This is a genomic window from Mycobacterium sp. E1747 (assembly GCF_001667775.1).
Classification (GTDB): domain Bacteria; phylum Actinomycetota; class Actinomycetes; order Mycobacteriales; family Mycobacteriaceae; genus Mycobacterium.
The window spans coordinates 40,124-54,183 of record NZ_LZJI01000197.1 but is presented as its reverse complement, the minus strand read 5'-3'; the positions used below and the strand labels follow the sequence as shown (position 1 = coordinate 54,183).

At 69.2% G+C, this 14,060-nt stretch carries 14 protein-coding genes; 10 read left to right on the top strand and 4 right to left on the bottom strand.

Going from position 1 to position 14,060, the window contains the following annotated elements; translation table 11 throughout:
- Positions 1-33 precede the first annotated feature (33 nt).
- Positions 34-996: an SGNH/GDSL hydrolase family protein gene (locus A5695_RS19925; protein WP_156749764.1), complete on the bottom strand. Its 963-nt coding sequence runs from the start codon at positions 994-996 to the stop codon at positions 34-36.
- A 244-nt stretch (positions 997-1,240) separates the two neighbouring features.
- Here A5695_RS19925 and A5695_RS19920 point away from each other — a divergent pair, with 244 nt between their 5' ends.
- The 4 genes from A5695_RS19920 to A5695_RS19905 all read left to right on the top strand — a co-directional run bounded on the left by A5695_RS19920 (position 1,241) and on the right by A5695_RS19905 (position 5,796).
- Entirely contained in the window at positions 1,241-2,308 is a 1,068-nt protein-coding gene (locus tag A5695_RS19920; RefSeq protein ID WP_068086029.1) for an alpha/beta hydrolase fold domain-containing protein, read from the top strand.
- Between the two features lie 68 nt (positions 2,309-2,376).
- The gene (locus tag A5695_RS19915) at positions 2,377-3,783 is read left to right on the top strand and encodes a cystathionine beta-synthase (RefSeq protein WP_068086027.1); all 1,407 of its coding nucleotides are present in this window, start codon (positions 2,377-2,379) and stop codon (positions 3,781-3,783) included.
- Positions 3,784-3,885: 102 nt separating this feature from the next.
- Entirely contained in the window at positions 3,886-4,587 is a 702-nt protein-coding gene (locus A5695_RS19910; RefSeq protein WP_068086231.1) for an RDD family protein, read from the top strand.
- A gap of 48 nt (positions 4,588-4,635) precedes the next feature.
- On the top strand, positions 4,636-5,796 hold the full coding sequence (locus tag A5695_RS19905) for a cystathionine gamma-synthase (RefSeq protein ID WP_068086024.1): 1,161 nt from the start codon (positions 4,636-4,638) through the stop codon (positions 5,794-5,796).
- A gap of 118 nt (positions 5,797-5,914) precedes the next feature.
- Here A5695_RS19905 and greA read toward each other — a convergent pair whose 3' ends face one another.
- Positions 5,915-6,409 (bottom strand): transcription elongation factor GreA, encoded by a 495-nt coding sequence (gene greA / locus A5695_RS19900; protein WP_007168983.1) that lies wholly within the window; start codon positions 6,407-6,409, stop codon positions 5,915-5,917.
- A gap of 221 nt (positions 6,410-6,630) precedes the next feature.
- Positions 6,631-7,056, bottom strand: coding sequence for a DUF4307 domain-containing protein (locus tag A5695_RS19895; protein ID WP_068086014.1), 426 nt, complete (start codon positions 7,054-7,056; stop codon positions 6,631-6,633).
- 115 nt (positions 7,057-7,171) lie between these two features.
- Between A5695_RS19895 and mca the strand changes: the two genes are divergently transcribed.
- The 4 genes from mca to A5695_RS19875 are packed head-to-tail and all read left to right on the top strand — an operon-like array spanning position 7,172 to position 10,731.
- Positions 7,172-8,044: a mycothiol conjugate amidase Mca gene (mca, locus tag A5695_RS19890; protein ID WP_068086011.1), complete on the top strand. Its 873-nt coding sequence runs from the start codon at positions 7,172-7,174 to the stop codon at positions 8,042-8,044.
- Entirely contained in the window at positions 8,041-8,349 is a 309-nt protein-coding gene (locus A5695_RS19885; protein ID WP_068086008.1) for a hypothetical protein, read from the top strand. Before mca ends, A5695_RS19885 begins: the two co-directional genes overlap by 4 nt.
- Positions 8,336-10,348 carry a thioredoxin domain-containing protein gene (locus tag A5695_RS19880; protein ID WP_068086005.1) on the top strand — a complete coding sequence of 671 codons (2,013 nt, stop codon included), beginning with the start codon at positions 8,336-8,338 and terminating at the stop codon, positions 10,346-10,348. Before A5695_RS19885 ends, A5695_RS19880 begins: the two co-directional genes overlap by 14 nt.
- Before the next feature lie 11 nt (positions 10,349-10,359).
- On the top strand, positions 10,360-10,731 hold the full coding sequence (locus A5695_RS19875; protein ID WP_068086002.1) for a nuclear transport factor 2 family protein: 372 nt from the start codon (positions 10,360-10,362) through the stop codon (positions 10,729-10,731).
- On the opposite strand, the gene A5695_RS19870 is transcribed toward A5695_RS19875, so the two are convergent.
- Positions 10,718-11,497, bottom strand: coding sequence for a hemolysin III family protein (locus tag A5695_RS19870; RefSeq protein WP_068085995.1), 780 nt, complete (start codon positions 11,495-11,497; stop codon positions 10,718-10,720). The genes A5695_RS19875 and A5695_RS19870 overlap by 14 nt on opposite strands.
- A 156-nt stretch (positions 11,498-11,653) precedes the next feature.
- On the opposite strand from A5695_RS19870, the gene A5695_RS19865 reads away from it, so the two are divergent.
- The gene (locus A5695_RS19865; RefSeq protein ID WP_068085994.1) at positions 11,654-12,442 is read left to right on the top strand and encodes a (2Z,6E)-farnesyl diphosphate synthase; all 789 of its coding nucleotides are present in this window, start codon (positions 11,654-11,656) and stop codon (positions 12,440-12,442) included.
- A gap of 133 nt (positions 12,443-12,575) precedes the next feature.
- Positions 12,576-13,946, top strand: coding sequence for a hypothetical protein (locus A5695_RS19860; protein ID WP_068085992.1), 1,371 nt, complete (start codon positions 12,576-12,578; stop codon positions 13,944-13,946).
- The last annotated feature ends 114 nt before the right edge of the window (positions 13,947-14,060 follow it).

Here is a 14,060-nt window from a genome sequence, read left to right as displayed (position 1 = left end):
CCGTTGACTCGACGCCGGCGGACTACGACAAATCTAGTCGTTGCGAACCGGCGGGCACGAGGACGGGGCGGGTCCTGGTGCCGGCCGCCGCCACAGCCGTGACATCACGCTGGTTCGGGTGTGCCGCTGACCCAGCACCGGCGGGGTCGTCGACGCCGCCAATTCCAACGGCGGGATGTCGACTTTCTCGCCCAGCGCCTCACATAGCGCCCGCAGCAGCGCGTCGGCCGCGATCGCGTAGGCCGGGGCGGACGGATGGAAGCCGTCGGGGGAGAACATCACCTGCGGCGTCGACCGGAACTGCGGTGTCATCAACTGCCCGAGCGGTACCGGCATGCCGCCGGCGGCCCGCACCGCTGCCGCCTGGGCGCGCGCCAATTGCGAGCAACGCTCGTGTGCCAGCGACCGAAGCGGTTGGGGAATGGCGGTGATGACGCCCAGGTCCGGGCAGGTGCCGGCGATCACCACCGCGCCGCGGGCGCGCAGTTTGCGAACGCTGAGCCCCAGGCGCTGCGCCGACTGGCTGACGCCATTGAGGGCCGTCACGTCGTTGGCGCCCACCATGATCACCGCGGCGTCCGGCGGCGCCCCGGCCACGAACATCGCATCCACTTGGCCGCACACGCCTTTCGACGTGGCGCCAACGATGGCCTTGGTGCTCAGCCGGATTCGCTTGCCGGTCTGTTCGGCGAGGCCGCGCGCGATCTGCACCCCGGGCACTTCCTCTGCGCTCACGCAGCCGTACCCGGCGGCCGTGGAATCACCGAAGATCATCAGATGCAGGTCGACGGGCATGCCGCGGTGCCACCGCTCCACCGGCCCGCCGCCGCGGGTGTACACGCCGTCGGCGCGCGGCGGGATCTCCCATGATTTGGGGATGACGGTGCGCGCGTGCGTGGCCTGGCCGACGAGCAGGTTGCGCGCGCCCAGATAGGCAGTTCCTGTCGAGGCGAGGGCGCCTGCGGTGGCCAGGGCGATCGCCGAACGACGGGGCACCCGCATGGTCACGGATTCCAGTTTAGATGGGCTTGCATGTTTGCGGGGTCGGCCAGCCAACAATCCGGTCACAGCCCGAATCGAACTTGGTAACAAATCGGACTCTTTAAATGTTCTCTTAAGAAGTGGCTGTCAAGCTGAGTCCGCGGGGTTGGCTGAGTGCCTTGAGCGCACGGCTGAACCAGACTCTCAGCTGCCTCGTCACATGCTGTATCGCACTACGACGGCGTAGGAAGTGTTGAGCATGAGCGCACCCGGTAACGTATCCGGCTCGCCCTGGACTGCCCTTCGTCCTTATCAAGTTCTCAAGGCGCGTCGCGCCGAGACGCGCCGATACGCGATGAGCGACGGCGCGCCGGTCGAGGTCCTCGAATCCGGGCCCAGCGTTGCTGCGCGGTTGGCCAACCTGACGTCGCGGGTGACCATCCGGCCGGTGCTGTCCGTCGGCAGCCACGCCCCCAACTTCCCCTGGCCCTGGGGGCTGATCGACCTGGCGGCCCGGGTGGTGCTGCCGGTGTCGGCCACCGTCCGCGAGACGGTGAAGCTGCCCAACGCCTCGGCGCAGCTGGTGCGAGCGCCCGGCGTGCTGCCCGCCGACGGCACCCGCCGGGTGGTGGTCTACTTCCACGGCGGCGCGTTCCTGACGTGCGGGGCGAACTCGCACGGCCGGCTGGTCGAGGCGCTGTCACAGTTCGCCGATTCGCCGGTCCTGGTGGTCAACTACCGGCTGCTGCCCAAGCACTCGATCGGGATGGCTCTCGACGACTGCCACGACGGCTACCAGTGGTTGCGGTTGCGGGGATACCAGCCCGATCAGATCGTGCTGGCCGGCGACTCCGCCGGTGGCTACCTGGCGCTCGCGCTGGCACAACGCCTCCAGGAGGAAGGCGAGGAGCCCGCGGCGCTGGTGATGATCTCGCCACTGCTGCAGCTGGCGAAGGACGACAAGCAGGCCCATCCCAACATCAACACCGACGCGATGTTTTCGCACCGGGCGTTCGACGCGCTGGCCGAACTGGTCGCCAGCTCGGCCGACAAACACAAAGTCGCGGGGAAGCCCGAGGAGATCTACGAGCCGCTCGAGCACATCAAGCCCGGACTGCCGCGCACGCTGATCCACGTCTCGGGGTCCGAGGTATTGCTGCACGATGCGCGGCTGGCGGCGAGCCGGTTGGCCGCGGTCGGGGTGCCGGCCGAGGTGCGGGTGTGGCCCGGCCAGATTCACGACTTCCAATTGGCCGCGCCGATGGTCCCGGAAGCGGTTCGGTCGCTGCGCCAGATCGGCGACTATATCCGCGAGGCCACCGGCTAGCGCAACCGCCATGGCGCCAAGGGCAAGCACGTCGTGCACCCCCGGAACGTGCCTGACACGATGAACGCATGCGGATCGCCCAGCACATCAGTGAGCTCATCGGCGGCACGCCGCTCGTTCGCCTGAATTCCGTCGTTCCCGAGGGCGCCGGCATCGTGGCGGCCAAGGTCGAGTACCTCAACCCCGGGGGCAGCTCGAAAGACCGGATCGCGGCCAGGATGATCGATGCCGCCGAGGCGGGCGGCCTCCTAAAGCCCGGCGGCACCATCGTCGAACCCACCTCCGGTAACACCGGCGTCGGCCTGGCGCTGGTCGCGCAGCAGCGCGGGTACAAGTGCGTGTTCGTCTGTCCCGACAAGGTCGGCGAGGACAAACGCAACGTGCTGCTCGCCTACGGCGCCGAAGTGGTGGTCTGCCCGACCGCCGTGCCGCCCGAGCACCCGGACAGTTACTACAGCGTTTCCGACCGGCTGACCCGGGAGATCGCCGGCGCGTGGAAGCCAGACCAGTACGCCAACCCGGAGGGCCCAGCCAGTCACTACGCCACCACCGGCCCGGAGATCTGGGCAGACACCGACGGCAAAGTGACCCATTTCGTCGCCGGCATCGGGACCGGCGGCACGATCACCGGCGCGGGCCGCTACCTCAAAGAGGTATCCAACGGGTCGGTGCGGATCATTGGCGCGGACCCCGAAGGGTCGGTGTATTCGGGTGGTACCGGCCGGCCCTACCTGGTTGAGGGCGTGGGCGAGGATTTCTGGCCGGACGCATACGACCGCACGGTGCCCGACGAGATCATCGCGGTGTCCGACTCCGACTCGTTCGACATGACCAGGCGGCTGGCCCGCGAGGAGGCGATGCTGGTCGGGGGGTCGTGCGGGATGGCAGTGGTGGCCGCGCTGAAGGTGGCCGAGGAGGCCGGACCCGACGCGCTGATCGTGGTGTTGCTGCCCGACGGGGGCCGCGGCTACATGGCGAAGATCTTCAACGACGCCTGGATGTCCTCCTACGGGTTCCTGCGCAGCCGCCTCGACGGCTCGACCGAACAAGCCAGGGTCGGTGAGGTGCTGCGGCGCAAATCGGGCGAGCTGCCCGATCTGGTGCACACGCATCCGTCCGAGACCGTGCGGGACGCCATCGGCATCCTGCGCGAGTACGGCGTGTCCCAGATGCCCGTCGTCGGCGCCGAACCGCCGGTGATGGCCGGCGAGGTGGCCGGCAGTGTCTCCGAGCGCGAGCTGCTGTCGGCGGTCTTCGAGGGTCGGGCCAAATTGGCCGACGCGGTCTCGCAACACATGAGCCCGCCGCTGCCGATGATCGGCGCGGGGGAGTTGGTCAGCGCGGCCGGCAAGGCGCTGCGTGACTGGGACGCGTTGATGGTGGTCGAGGAGGGCAAACCGGTCGGGGTGATCACCCGGTATGACCTGCTCGGCTTCCTTTCGGACGGGCCTCGTGGACCGGCGGGGCGACGCTGACGACGCGGCCGTTCGGCGCGCGGCGATGTCTCGCCGGGCCGCTGTGCGCTCGGGTACTGTAATGCCGCCTGGCTCAGCTGGTCCGCAGTGGAAGGGGTGCTCATGACCGATCAACCGCCGCCCGGCGGCGCCTACCCGCCACCTCCGCCCGGATCATCCGGCGGTCAGGAGACCCCGCCCCCGGCACCGGCCGGCGCTTCCTACCCGCCGCCTCCGCCGCCGCCCGGTGGTGGCTCCTATCCGCCGCCCCCGCCGTCCTCCGGTGGGTACGCCCCGCCCCCTCCCGGGCCGGCGATCCGCACGTTGCCGACGGAGTCCTACACGCCGTGGCTGAGCCGATTCCTGGCGTTCGTCATCGACATCCTTCCGTACGCCGTCGTGCACGGCATCGGCACCGGGATTCTGGTCGCCACGCAGCAGACGGCCTGCGTCACCGACGTCACGCAGTACGCCGTCAACCAGTACTGCGCGACGCAGAACTCGGCGCTCGGCCTGGCCGCGCAGTGGCTGGCGTCGCTGGTGGGGCTGGCGTATCTGATCTGGAACTACGGCTACCGCCAGGGCACCACCGGGTCGAGCGTCGGTAAGTCGGTGATGAAGTTCAAGGTGGTCAGCGAGGTCACCGGCCAGCCCATCGGGTTCGGAATGTCCGTGGTGCGTTCGCTGGCGCACTTTGTCGACGCGATCATCTGCTTCATCGGTTTCCTTTTCCCGCTGTGGGATTCGAAGCGGCAAACGCTGGCGGACAAGATCATGACGACCGTCTGCCTGCCGCTCGACGGAACCGAGCAGCAGCCGGGCTAGTCGTGCGGGCGCGGTAGCCCAGGCGGCCGTCGCCTAGGCTGATCGTCGATGAGCGCCGACCGCACCGGACACTTCACCGGACTCGCCACCAAAGCGATTCACGCCGGCTACCGGCCGGACCCGGCGACCGGGGCGGTCAACGCACCGATCTATGCCAGCAGCACCTTCGCCCAGGACGGCGTCGGCACGCTGCGCGGCGGGTTTGAATACGCGCGCACCGGAAACCCGACGCGCGCCGCGCTCGAAGCGTCGCTCGCGGCCGTCGAAGAGGGCAGCCACGGGCGGGCGTTCGGCTCGGGCATGGCCGCCACCGACTGCGCCCTGCGGGCGATGTTGCGGCCCGGCGACCACGTGATCATCCCCAACGACGCGTACGGCGGCACCTTCCGGCTGATCGACAAGGTGTTCACGCAGTGGGGCGTTCAGTACACGCCGGTCGCGCTCTCCGACCTGGACGCCGCCCGCGCGGCGATCACGCCGCGGACCCGGCTGATCTGGGTGGAGACGCCCACCAACCCGCTGCTGTCCATCGCCGACATCGCGGCGCTCGCCGAAATCGGTAAACAGTCCTCGTCGAAGGTGTTGGTGGACAACACTTTTGCCTCGCCGGCGCTACAGCAGCCGCTGACGCTGGGTGCCGACGTGGTACTGCATTCGACCACCAAGTACATCGGTGGCCACTCCGACGTGGTGGGCGGCGCGCTGATCACCAACGACGCCGAGCTGGACGCGGCCTTCGCGTTCCTGCAGAACGGCGCCGGCGCGGTGCCCGGCCCGTTCGACGCCTACCTGACCATGCGCGGCCTGAAGACCCTGGTGCTGCGGATGCAGCGACACAGCGAAAACGCCTCGGCCGTAGCGGAATTCCTCGCCGGGCAGCCGGCGGTGAGCGCCGTGCTGTATCCCGGCCTAGCGGGCCACCCCGGGCACGAGGTCGCCGCTCGACAGATGCGCGGGTTCGGCGGCATGGTGTCGGTGCGCATGCGTGGCGGCCGCCAAGCCGCCCGGGACCTGTGCGCCCGCACCGAGGTGTTCATCCTGGCCGAATCGCTCGGCGGCGTGGAGTCGCTGATCGAGCACCCCAGCGCCATGACGCACGCGTCGACGGCCGGTTCGCAACTGGAAGTGCCCGACGACCTGGTGCGGCTGTCGGTCGGCATCGAAGACGTGGCGGACCTGCTGGCCGACCTGGAGCAGGCCCTGGGCTAACCACGCGAGCAGACGCAAAATCGCACGCGCAGGGCGCGATGGATGCGATTTTGCGTCTGCTCGCAAGTGGGTGGCGCCCCCAACTCGCAAGGGGGAGGTGCCCCCGCCCGCGGCTGGGTTAGGAGTGGTAGGGCTCCGCGCTGACGAGCGTGACTTCGACGGTGTTGCCGTTGGGCACGACATAGCTGCGGGTCTCGCCCACCTTGGCGTCGATCAGGGCGCCGCCCAGCGGTGAGTTGGGCGAGTACACCTCGAGCTTGCCGTCGTTGACGCCCTCCTGGCGGGTGGCGATCAGGAACGTCTCGGTGTCCGACTTGTCGCCGTTGTAGTAGACCTTGACCACCGAACCGGGCAACGCGACGCCGGACTGCTTGGGCGCCTCGCCGACCTTGGCGTTGTTGAGCAGGTCCTGCAGCTGACGAATGCGGGCCTCCTGCTGGCCCTGCTCCTCGCGGGCGGCGTGGTAGCCGCCGTTCTCGCGAAGGTCGCCTTCCTCCCGGCGGTCGTTGATCTCCGCGGCGATGACCGGACGATTCGCGATCAGTTGATCGAGCTCCGCCTTCAGCCGGTCATGTGACTCCTGGGTCAGCCACGTCACCGAAGTGTCCGTCATCTCGTCGCGCTCCTCGTTTTGTTGTTCCGCGTAACCGCGTAAGCGTGTTGAACCCCACTGCCGGAGGTATCCGGGTTCTCTGCCCGAGTGCTGCCGATCCGTTGTGCTCACGGCCTTAATGCAGCAATACACGGTCCCATCAGGAACCGTGCATTCACCCATGTTACCACCGCGCAAACACTTGATGACCCCAAATTCGCAGTTCGGCTGTTGTTAGGGGCTCACGCCGGCCGCAGATAGCCGGGCACGTCGGTGCCGCATCCGTAGATGTCGGCCGTCACCGGCGGTTTGCTGGACTTCACCGTGGTGGTCAGCTGCACGGTGGCCGCCTCGGACGGGGGGACCAGCACCTCCCGCCGGCCGGTCTCGCTGCCGTCCTTCGCCCGGACCCGCACGATGCAGTCCACCGGCCGCGACGGATCGGATCGGGTCACGCTGATCGTTACCGACGCGGTCTGGTCGTCGATCAGCCGATAGCCGGCCAGCGTGCCCGTCACGGGGCTGGTGCCGAACCGGTGGTAGCCGACCACGGCGATCACCAGGCCGGCCGCGACCACCAGCGCGCCGAGGCCGACGATCACCCAACGCCGGGGCACCCGGGAGCGGCCGTAGCGGCTCTCGGGACGTGAGGCGGAGGTTTCGGTCATTTGGTGGGTATGCCTGGATGGTCGGCTGCCGGAGGCTGGCCGGCAGCATGCAACGATCTGAAGAACTGGAATTATAGGTTCGCAACCGGCGACCAGTTGACCGACAAGGGGGCACGTGAGCGAGCTGCGGTTGATGGCGGTGCACGCCCACCCCGACGACGAGTCCAGCAAGGGCGCGGCCACGCTCGCCCGCTACGCCGACGAGGGCCACCGGGTGCTGGTGGTGACGCTGACCGGTGGCGAGCGGGGCGACATTCTCAACCCGGCGATGGACCTGCCCGAGGTGCACGGCCACATCGCCGAGATTCGCCGCGACGAGATGGCGAAGGCCGCCGAGATCCTCGGTGTCGAGCACACCTGGCTCGGCTTCGTTGACTCCGGCTTGCCGCAAGGGGACCCGCCGCCCCCGCTGCCGGAAGGCTGCTTCGCGCTGGTGCCGCTGGAGGAGTCGGTCGAGGCATTGGTCCGCGTGGTCCGCGAGTTCCGCCCGCACGTGATGACGACCTACGACGAGAACGGCGGCTACCCGCATCCCGACCACATTCGCTGCCACCAGGTTTCGGTCGGCGCCTTCGAGGCGGCCGGGGACTATCGGCGTTTTCCGGACGCGGGCGAGCCGTGGACGGTGTCCAAGCTCTACTACATCCACGGGTTCCTGCGGGCCCGCATGCAATTGCTGCACGACGAGGCCGTCAAACACGGTCAGGAGCCTCCGTTCAAGAAGTGGCTCGAGCATTGGGACGCCGCGCACGATCCCTTCGAGTCCCGGGTGACGACGCGCGTCGAATGCTCGGCGTATTTCAGCCAACGCGACGACGCGCTGCGGGCGCACACCACTCAGATCGACCCCGAGCACGACTTCTTCGCCGCGCCCATCGAGTGGCAGCAGCGGCTGTGGCCGACGGAGGAATTCGAGCTGGCGCGCTCGCGAGTCCCCGTCCGGCTACCCGAGGACGACCTGTTCGCCGGAATCGAGAGTGACCGGTGAACCACCTAGTTGCGGTGGCGAGCGCGTTGGCGGACGGCGCGCCGCAGCACACCGGGCCCGACTTCGGCAAGGCCAGCCCGATCGGGCTGTTGATCGTCGTGCTGCTGTTGATCGCCACGCTGTTGCTGCTGCGGTCGATGAACCGGCAGCTCAAGAAGGTGCCTGAGTCGTTCGACCCCAAGCACCCCGAGCCCGACCAGGCTGCCGACGAGGGCACCGACGCCGTCGACCCGGCCGACGGGCGCACCCCGGGCCAACCTAATCCTGCGGAGCGGCCCCCGGGACCCGGCGATGAGCCCGGCTGACGCCGCCACGACGAACACCCTGGGGTTGGCCACCAGCCCGTATTTGCGCCAGCACGCCGACAACCCGGTGCACTGGCAGCAATGGACCCCGCAGGCCCTGGTGGCCGCGGCCGAGCGGGACGTGCCGATCCTGCTTTCCATCGGCTATGCGGCCTGCCACTGGTGTCACGTCATGGCCCACGAATCGTTCGAGGACGACGAGGTGGCCGCCGCCCTGAACGCCGGATTCGTCTGCATCAAGGTCGACCGGGAGGAGCGCCCGGATCTCGACGCCGTCTACATGAACGCCACCGTCGCCCTCACCGGGCACGGTGGTTGGCCGATGACGTGTTTCCTGACGCCGGACGGCCGGCCCTTCTTCTGCGGCACCTACTATCCGAAAGATAGTTTTCTGCAACTACTTTCGGCTGTCTCCGCCACCTGGAGCCAGCGCCGTGGCGAGGTGGAGGAGGCGTCCGACGCGATCGTCGGCGAGTTGCGTGCAATGGCGGCCGGCCTGCCTTCCGGCGGCCCGGACATCGCGCCGGCGCTGTGCGACCACGCGGTGGCCGCGATCCTCGACGACCAGGACACCGCGTGCGGCGGCTTCGGCGGTGCGCCCAAATTCCCGCCGTCGGCGATTCTCGAGGCGCTGCTGCGCAACTACGAGCGCACCGGATTGCCGGCGGCGCTGGACGCGGTCGCGCGCACCGGCGATGCGATGGCCCGCGGCGGCATCTACGACCAGCTCGCCGGTGGCTTCGCCCGCTACAGCGTCGACAACGCTTGGGTGGTACCGCATTTCGAGAAGATGCTGTACGACAACGCGTTGCTGCTGCGCGCCTACGCGCACTGGGCCCGGCGCACCGGGGACCCGTTGGCGCGCCGGGTCACCGCCCAGACCGCGCGATTCCTGCTCGACGACCTGGCCGACGGCGCCGTGTTCACGTCGTCGCTGGACGCCGACGCCGACGGCCGCGAGGGCTCGACGTATGTGTGGACGCCCGAGCAGCTGACCGAAGTGCTCGGCCCCGACGACGGACCCTGGGCCGCAACCGTTTTCGCGGTCACCGCGACCGGAACCTTCGAACACGGAACTTCGGTGCTGCAAGCCCCCGCCGATCCCGGTGACCCGCAACGGCGGGAGCGGGTGCGGGCCGCCCTGTTGGCCGCCCGCCTGACCCGAACCCAGCCCGGGCGTGACGACAAGGTCGTCACGTCCTGGAACGGCCTGGCGATCACCGCGCTGGCCGAGGCCAGCGTCGCGTTGGGAGACCCCAAACTCGCCCGGGCCGCGCGAGAGTGCGCGACGGCGCTGCTGGGCTCGCACCTCGTCGACGGACGGCTGCGGCGGGTCAGCCTGGGCGGGGTGGTCGGCGACAGCGCCGCCGTCCTCGAGGACCACGCGATGCTGGCCACCGGCCTGCTCGCGCTCTACCAGCTGGATGCCGACGCCGCGTGGCTGACGGCGGCGGCCGAGCTGCTCGACACCGCGCTGCGGCACTTCGCCGACCCGCAGCAACCGGGTCGCTGGTACGACACCGCCGACGACGCCGAGCGGCTGATGGTGCGGCCCGCCGACCCGCTGGACGGCGCAACCCCGTCGGGCGCGTCCTCGATCACCGAGGCGCTTTTGACGGCCGCGCATCTGGTCGACGGGGAGCGTGCGGAGCGGTACCTGCGCGCGGCGGCCGGGGCGCTCGGAGCGCACTCGCTACTGCTGGAGCGCGCGCCGCGTTCGGCGGGACACTGGCTGGCGGTGGCCGAAGCAGCGGTTCGCGGGCCGCTGCAGATCGCGGTCGCCTGCGATCCGTCGCGGTCACCGCTGCTGGCGGAGGCGCGCCGGCTGGCGCCCGGCGGGGCGATCGTCGTGGGCGGCGAAAAGGACTCGTCGGCGTTGCTGGCCGGCCGGGACCGGGTGGCCGGCGCAGACGCCGCCTACGTGTGCCGCGGCCGGGTGTGCGACCTGCCGGTCACCACCGCCGAAGACCTCGCGGCGGCGCTGGCGGCGCCACGGTAGCGTGAGGTTTCATGCCGAGCGTCGAACACATCACCGATGCGGTCAACCGTTACCTCGAACTGGTCGCCAAGGGCGGCGCCGACGATGTGGTCGAGCTCTACGCCGATGACGCCACGGTCGAGGATCCCGTCGGCGGCGAGGTGCACATCGGGCGCCAGGCGATCCACGGCTTCTACTCCGCCGTCAACGACGTTCAGCGCGAATGCGAGCTGGTGACGCTGCGGGTGGTCGGCAACGAGGCGGCCTTCCATTTCCGCGTGACGATCATCGCGGCGGAGCACCGCACGGTGATCGAGCCGATCGCCGTGATGGCGTTCGACGGGGACGGCAAGGTCGCTCACATGAAGGCCTACTGGTCAGCCGCCGACGTCACCCACCTGTAGCTGCCAGCCAGGCGCCGGTCCCGGTATAGAAGACGGCGAACCACATGGCGATGTAGTGCAGGATCGCCGCGACGACGGTGAAGGCGTGGAAGATCTCGTGGTAGCCGAACGTGCTGGGCCACGGGTCGGGCCAGCGCAGCGCGTAGAAGATGCCGCCGACGCTGTAGAACACACCGCCGGTGGCCAGCAGCACCATCGCGGCCACACCCGCCTCGTGCAGGATCGTGGGACAGAACCACACGGCCACCCACCCGAGCACGATGTACAGCGGTACGCCCAGCCAGCGCGGCGACGTCGGCCAGCACACCTTGAGCAGGATGCCCGCCGCCGCACCGCCCCAGACAATGCATTCGACCAGCATCCCCGTCTTCTGCGGCATCGCCAGGCGGGCGAACGGCGTGTAGCTGCCGGCGATGAAGACGAAGATCATCGAGTGGTCGAGCCGCTTCATCAGGTTGCGGGCCGCGTCGGACTTCCACTGCACCCGGTGATAGGTGGCACTGACGGCGAACATCGCCACCGTGGCCGCCGCATAGACCAGCGTCGAGTGCCCGGCGCGCGGTGAGGACGCCGCCCACGACACCGAGACCAGGGTGGCGCCGGTGATGATCGCCAGCCACGCCGAGTAGAAGTGGATCCAGCCCCGCATGCGGGGCTTGGTTAAGACCTTGGCCGCGCTTTCGACAAGCTGTTCGACCGTATTGCCGGGCGTGATGGCCTCGGCTCCGCGCTCTGGGGTGGCGGGCGTCCTCGTCTGGCTGCTCATATCTCCTGGGGCCTCGTTGTGCAGGTCAAGAAACTGCCAGTGGGCTAATTACCCGCCACAGTAATCGGCAACCGCCGTCCGGTGGTGAGCGCAGCGCGGTGAGATCGCCGAATTGGCAGGGGGGATTTGGTGTAGCTCACAGTAGGCTGGGTCTCCGTGGAAATTATCCCGCCGCGTCTCAAAGAGCCGCTGTATCGCGTCTACGAGCTGCGATTGCGGCAGGGTCTGGCGTCGTCCAAATCCCACCTGCCCCGCCACATCGCGGTCTTGTGCGACGGCAACCGGCGGTGGGCGCGCGACGCCGGCTACACCGACGTCAGCTACGGCTACCGCATGGGCGCCGCCAAGATTGCCGAGATGCTGCGCTGGTGCCAGGAGGCCGGCATCGAGATGACCACGGTCTACCTGCTGTCCACGGAGAACCTGCAGCGCGATCCCGAGGAGCTGGCCGGGCTCATCGAAATCATCACCGACGTCGTCGAGGAGATCTGCGCACCGGCCAACCGCTGGAGCGTCCGCACCGTCGGCGATCTGGAGTTGCTCGGTGAGGAACCAGCCCGGCGGCTGCGCGGCGCGGTGGAGTCGACGCCGGTCGTGGCGCCGTTCCACGTCAACGTCGCGGTCGGTTACGGCGGCCGCCGCGAGATCGTCGACGCGGTGCGGGCGCTGTTGAGCAAGGAACTTGCCAACGGTGCGTCCGGCGATGAGCTCATCGACGCGGTCACCGTCGACGGCATCTCCGAAAACCTTTACACCTCCGGGCAACCGGATCCTGACCTGGTGATCCGCACGTCGGGCGAGCAGCGCCTCTCGGGATTTCTGCTATGGCAGAGCGCGTATTCGGAGATGTGGTTCACGGAGGCGCACTGGCCCGCCTTCCGCCGGGTCGATTTCCTGCGTGCGCTGCGTGACTACAGTCAACGGCACCGTCGGTACGGCAAGTAGCACGTGCCGATCGCAAGCGCGGCGGAGCCGGGCGCAGCGGGTCGGCACGCATTAGATCCCGTGCCGATCGCAAGCGCGGCGGAGCCGGGCGCAGCGGGTCGGCACGCATTAGATCCCGTGCCAGACTGGGTGCATGGCTGCGCTGTCGGCGGTGGTTTTCACGCTGAGCGGGTGGCTCGGGCTGTACCTGCTCGCGCGCGATCCGCGGAAGCCGGTGCTGGTTTTGGCGGCGATTGGGCTGTGCGGTTTTGCGCTGGTGGTCGCGCTGGACGCGGTGCGGACCGTCGGTCCGGAGTGCGCGCACCTGCTCAGCCGCGTCGAGATCTACCTGGTGGCAATCCCCGGTGTGGCGTGGTTCGCCGTTCTCCTCGAGCTGTCCCGGCCCAGCGACGGTGCGAGGGCGCGCACCCGAGAGGTGCTGCTGGTGGCCGGCGTTGCGACGCTGACGCTATTCGGGGCGATGCTGGCCGGCAGCGTCGAGGGGCCACTGCGCACGGGCCACTGGGTGATGTTCGCGGCGATCTCGGTATCCACCTTCGCCGCGATGGCCGTCGCGCTGCGGCAGCCCCGCCGGCCGCGGTCGGCCGTTGGGCTCGCGGTCGTCGCGACCCTGTTCTTCGCGCTGGGCAACGCCATCCTGATCATTCCGCTGGGTCTGGTGCCCAGCTGGGTGGCGCTCGCGTCGACGAGCATCGACGTCTTCTCCCTCGGGATCGCCGTCGCCCTGTGGGACGCCTTCGACGAAGGCCAGGCGTTGCGCGCCGACATGCTCCGCTCGTTCGCCGGTTCGGTGGCGGTTGCGGTGTTGTTCGGCGCCCAGGCGCTGATCGGCCTCGCGCTGACCCGTGACGACCGCGCCGCGCAGACCGCGCTCACCGTGCTGCTGTTCACCAGCCTGGGGGTCGCGATCGCCGTGCAGGTGCTCGCGGATCCGCTGGCCGGGGTGCTCGACCGGCTGGCATTCGCGAAATCGCCTGCGCTGCGCGAGGATCGGGCGGCGCTGCGCAACACCGGCGCGGCGTTGCCGCTGCGCTCGGCGGATCCGCTCGTCCACGTCGACGACGCCACCTTCGCCAGGCTCACCCGCCGCGCCTTGGCGCATTACGCTGACCTGAGCAAGCTGGTCGCCAGCCCATTGACCGCGCTGCCGGTGATCGACGAGCGGCTCGCCGCGCGGGGCGCACCCGACCATCCGCTGGAGCGGGCCAACGAGCTCAAGGCGGTTCTCGCCGAGGCGATCGGGCGGCTCAAACCACGCGACGCCGGCGATTTCGGGACCACCGAGCAGTGGCGTCACTACAACTCGCTGTACTTCCCCTACGTCGCCGGAGTGCGCGCTTATGCGCAGAGCGCCACCGCCGCGGGGCTGGATCCGATCGCGCGCCAGGCCTGGCAGTGGTTGGTGACCGAGGTGCCGCAGCGCTCGCTGCACAACTGGCAGAATGCCGCCGCCCGGCTGATCGCCGCCGACCTGCGGGCCCGCGTCCCGGTGCCCAGCGACTAGCAGCTGACCCTTGCGTCGCGTCGGTCACTCCCGCCACCCAGATCGTCATGCCCACAGAATCTGTGACTGCTGTGGCTGTTGAGCGCCAGACTGGCGTCTGTCAAATAACAATCG

Excerpts from the sequence above, each read along its gene's own strand:
- A5695_RS19920 (WP_068086029.1), top strand. The coding sequence starts at position 1,241 with ATGAGCGCACCCGGTAACGTATCCGGCTCGCCCTGGACTGCCCTTCGT.
- A5695_RS19915 (WP_068086027.1), top strand. The coding sequence starts at position 2,377 with ATGCGGATCGCCCAGCACATCAGTGAGCTCATCGGCGGCACGCCGCTC.
- A5695_RS19910 (WP_068086231.1), top strand. The coding sequence starts at position 3,886 with ATGACCGATCAACCGCCGCCCGGCGGCGCCTACCCGCCACCTCCGCCC.
- A5695_RS19905 (WP_068086024.1), top strand. The coding sequence starts at position 4,636 with ATGAGCGCCGACCGCACCGGACACTTCACCGGACTCGCCACCAAAGCG.
- greA (WP_007168983.1), bottom strand. The coding sequence starts at position 6,409 with ATGACGGACACTTCGGTGACGTGGCTGACCCAGGAGTCACATGACCGG.
- A5695_RS19895 (WP_068086014.1), bottom strand. The coding sequence starts at position 7,056 with ATGACCGAAACCTCCGCCTCACGTCCCGAGAGCCGCTACGGCCGCTCC.
- A5695_RS19880 (WP_068086005.1), top strand. The coding sequence starts at position 8,336 with ATGAGCCCGGCTGACGCCGCCACGACGAACACCCTGGGGTTGGCCACC.
- A5695_RS19875 (WP_068086002.1), top strand. The coding sequence starts at position 10,360 with ATGCCGAGCGTCGAACACATCACCGATGCGGTCAACCGTTACCTCGAA.
- A5695_RS19870 (WP_068085995.1), bottom strand. The coding sequence starts at position 11,497 with ATGAGCAGCCAGACGAGGACGCCCGCCACCCCAGAGCGCGGAGCCGAG.
- A5695_RS19860 (WP_068085992.1), top strand. The coding sequence starts at position 12,576 with ATGGCTGCGCTGTCGGCGGTGGTTTTCACGCTGAGCGGGTGGCTCGGG.